Source organism: uncultured Cyclobacterium sp., from assembly GCF_963976465.1.
Taxonomy (GTDB): Bacteria; Bacteroidota; Bacteroidia; order Cytophagales; family Cyclobacteriaceae; genus Cyclobacterium.
This window is the reverse complement of record NZ_CAXBOC010000571.1, coordinates 1-3,277: the sequence shown is the minus strand read 5'-3', so window position 1 is coordinate 3,277 and position 3,277 is coordinate 1. Positions and strand designations below refer to the sequence as shown.

The window sequence follows — 3,277 nt, the reverse complement described above, 5'->3', positions numbered from 1 at the left end:
TTCTAATGATGTACCCTCCCCTGGCCAAGGTTAATTACAGCTTACTCCCAAAAGTATTTAAAAACGTAAAAATTCTATCCGTATCTTTATTGCTTAACTGGATCATTGGACCGGTGCTGATGTTTGTTCTGGCCTTGCTGTTCCTCCAAGATTATCCTGAATACATGGTGGGCTTAATCTTAATTGGATTGGCACGTTGCATTGCCATGGTTTTGGTTTGGAATGACCTGGCGGAAGGAAGTAGTGAATATGGAGCCGGCCTAGTAGCGCTCAACAGTATCTTTCAGGTCTTTGGCTATAGTTTTTATGCGTGGATTTTCATCACAGTTTTACCTCCTTATTTTGGTTTCGAAGGAGCCATTGTTGACATTTCCATAGCCACCATTGCAGAAAGTGTAGCCATCTATTTGGGCATTCCTTTTTTGGCAGGCATGCTTAGCAGATTCTTCCTAATAAAATACAAGGGCGAAACTTGGTATACCAACAAATTTATTCCGACCATTTCTCCATTAACATTGATTGCACTCTTGTTTACCATTGTTGTGATGTTTTCACTGAAGGGAGAGATGATTGTGAAAATCCCAATGGATGTGGTACGCATCGCGATCCCATTATTGATTTATTTCACCTTAATGTTCCTAATAGGCTTCTTTATAAGCAAAGCAACCGGTGCTGAATACGACAAAAACGCATCGATTGCTTTTACCGCTGCAGGGAATAATTTTGAACTTGCTATAGCGGTAGCCATTGCCGTATTTGGTCTAAATTCAGGCCAGGCTTTTACCGGAGTAATTGGCCCCTTGGTAGAGGTTCCTGCTTTGATATTATTGGTAAGAATATCCCTTTGGCTAAAGAAGAAATATTATGGTCAACCTGCTCCTACTAATAGATGAAAATCGCTATCTTCTCTGATATTCATGCCAACCTTCCGGCACTAGAAGCCTTTTTCAAGGATATAGACCAAATAAACCCGGATTCCATTTACTGTTTGGGTGATTTGGTAGGGTACAATGTGTGGCCCAATGAGGTGGTCAAGAAGATCCGGGAAAGGAACATCCCTACAATAATGGGAAATCATGAAGAAGCCTTACTTAAGCCCCCGGCAAAGGAAGAACAACTTACCAATAAGGGGCTGACAAGATCCTTGCTTACTGAGGAAAATAGAGAATATTTGATCAATCTACCCAGACACTTGTCCCTAACCTTTAGCAATTCTTGGGGGGATTTTAATTGGCTAATGGTTCATGGAAGTCCCAAATCAACTACAGATTATATGGTGGAAGACTATCCTGAATCGGAGGTCTTGGAGTTGATGGATCAAAATCGGGCAGACCTGCTACTTTGTGGACATACCCACAAACCCTTTCACAAAACAATAAAAGTAGGGGATAGATATAAGCATGTAATCAATATAGGTTCCGTAGGCAAACCTAAAGATGGAGACACTCGGCTTTGCTATGCGCTTATCGAGTTCAACCAGTCCCTAAATTCACATAATTCTGATTCGTTAAAAGTAAGCTTTCGCAGAATTGAATACGATATAGAAAAGGCGGCGAGGGCTGTTGAAGTAAGTGCTTTTGACAATTCATTGGCAACCGCTTTAAGGGTTGGAAAATAGAATAACCAGTCGTTTCAACCACAGAAAAATTGTCCTACCCCTAGGTTTACTCTGAGACTGAAAGCGAATCTATTTTCATTGTCGGCATGGTTTGGTACCAATTGACAACCTTATCAGTCAATGCTTTCACTCTTTGGGACTCCATTTCAGCCAGATTTTGATTTTCCCCTTCATCTGCAACGATATTATATAGTTCCGGTCTTCCACCATCATAATCACAAAGAAGTTTCCAATCACCATCCCGAACAGCCAGGTCAGGGAGGTTTTCAAAACCATAATAATTTTTCCTATCGGGAGGCCTGCTATAGAAAATTGGTGATTGACGTGATAAACTGGATTCACCAAGCAGGGTTTCCAATACATTTTCACCATCGGAAATGGTATTTTCAGAAGCTTTCACCCCGGTAAAAGCAAGCAATGATGGCTTTAAATCTATGGCAGAAAAAACCGATTCAGCATTTCGCTTACCTTTGGCTTCCTCATTTATAAATGTGGATCCCCATACAATCAAGGAAGAGCGAATACCGCCTTCATACAAATGGGTTTTATACCCTTTCAAATCACCCGCACTTCCTGCCCCTAGCTCCGGACCATTGTCTGAGCAAAAAATAATCAAGGTATTCTCATGTAGGGATTCATGATTGTTAACAAAGTCGAAAAGCTTGCCGAATTGTAAATCCATTTCTTCCAAAACAGCATGGTACAAATCTTTTTTACTTGACTCCTTAGTCAAGCCATACTCCTTAAAAGAAGGCCAATACGGACTGTGGACATCATCAGGCCAGATATTTACGTAAAATGGTTTTTTCTCATTTTGAGCTTTATCCATAAAGCCTATGGCTGCATCAATAAAACCGGAGGTGATTTCAGATCTTTGCATCCAAGTGACAGGACCTCCAAGAATTTCTGCATCTTCCCATATACGCCCCACTTTCCCGTTTTCATCCATGGTCAAGGGCAACAACTTTGCTCCCATGCCTTCAAAATTGGTTAAAGATTCATCAAACCCATAATCCGTGATGGGAGGAGCTTCGGTAACATCTCTTTGCCCACCCATATGCCATTTCCCAAAATGGCCGGTTACATATCCCGCTTGCTTAAGATCCCTGGCTAGCATGGGAGCAGCAGGATCCAACCAATTTGCAAGGCCTCTTTCCGCATTAACTTTCCGATAGGCCAAATAGGATGTAATGTTCCACCTTTGCGGATAAGTGCCTGTGGATATGGCCACCCGTGATGGGGAGCAGATGGGAGAATTTACGTAAAATTGATCAAAACGAATACCTTCAGCAGCCAACTTGTCAATATTGGGGGTTTCAGCAGAAAGATTGCCGAAACTAGACAAATCCCCATAGCCCATATCATCAATGAAAATGAGTACAATATTGGGTTTTAAATCTTTTTTATCCAGATTACAAGCGACTAGAAAAGACATCACCACAACAATAAACAAGCATGGTGCTTTTTTAAAGGGTAAAAAATCAAATTTTGACATATTTTTTATTTGGGTTGACACAACTTGATACATAAAATGCTTTCTCACAGACCTAAACTAAGAATTTACCTGCTTAAATTAAAAAACATAGGGCAGGAAAAATGAGCCAGCCAAATTTATCAAGCATTTGACAGCCCCCAAAACCTCTTGTTGATTTTTAGACC

General features: G+C 40.8%; 3 protein-coding genes. 2 read left to right on the top strand and 1 reads right to left on the bottom strand.

Going from position 1 to position 3,277, the window contains the following annotated elements; genetic code table 11:
* Together arsB and AAC037_RS22330 are read left to right on the top strand one after the other, a co-directional pair.
* A partial coding sequence (gene arsB, locus AAC037_RS22335) for an ACR3 family arsenite efflux transporter (protein WP_339905738.1) occupies positions 1-893 on the top strand: 893 nt, incomplete at its 5' end.
* Positions 890-1,618: a metallophosphoesterase family protein gene (locus tag AAC037_RS22330; protein ID WP_339905737.1), complete on the top strand. Its 729-nt coding sequence runs from the start codon at positions 890-892 to the stop codon at positions 1,616-1,618. The genes arsB and AAC037_RS22330, both read left to right, overlap by 4 nt.
* 46 nt (positions 1,619-1,664) lie before the next feature.
* Here AAC037_RS22330 and AAC037_RS22325 read toward each other — a convergent pair whose 3' ends face one another.
* On the bottom strand, positions 1,665-3,113 hold the full coding sequence (locus AAC037_RS22325; RefSeq protein WP_339905736.1) for a sulfatase-like hydrolase/transferase: 1,449 nt from the start codon (positions 3,111-3,113) through the stop codon (positions 1,665-1,667).
* Between the last annotated feature and the right edge of the window lie 164 nt (positions 3,114-3,277).

What these genes read in the sequence shown, in the direction of transcription:
- AAC037_RS22325 (WP_339905736.1), bottom strand. Translation starts at nt 3,113, where the DNA reads ATGTCAAAATTTGATTTTTTACCCTTTAAAAAAGCACCATGCTTGTTT.
- AAC037_RS22330 (WP_339905737.1), top strand. Translation starts at nt 890, where the DNA reads ATGAAAATCGCTATCTTCTCTGATATTCATGCCAACCTTCCGGCACTA.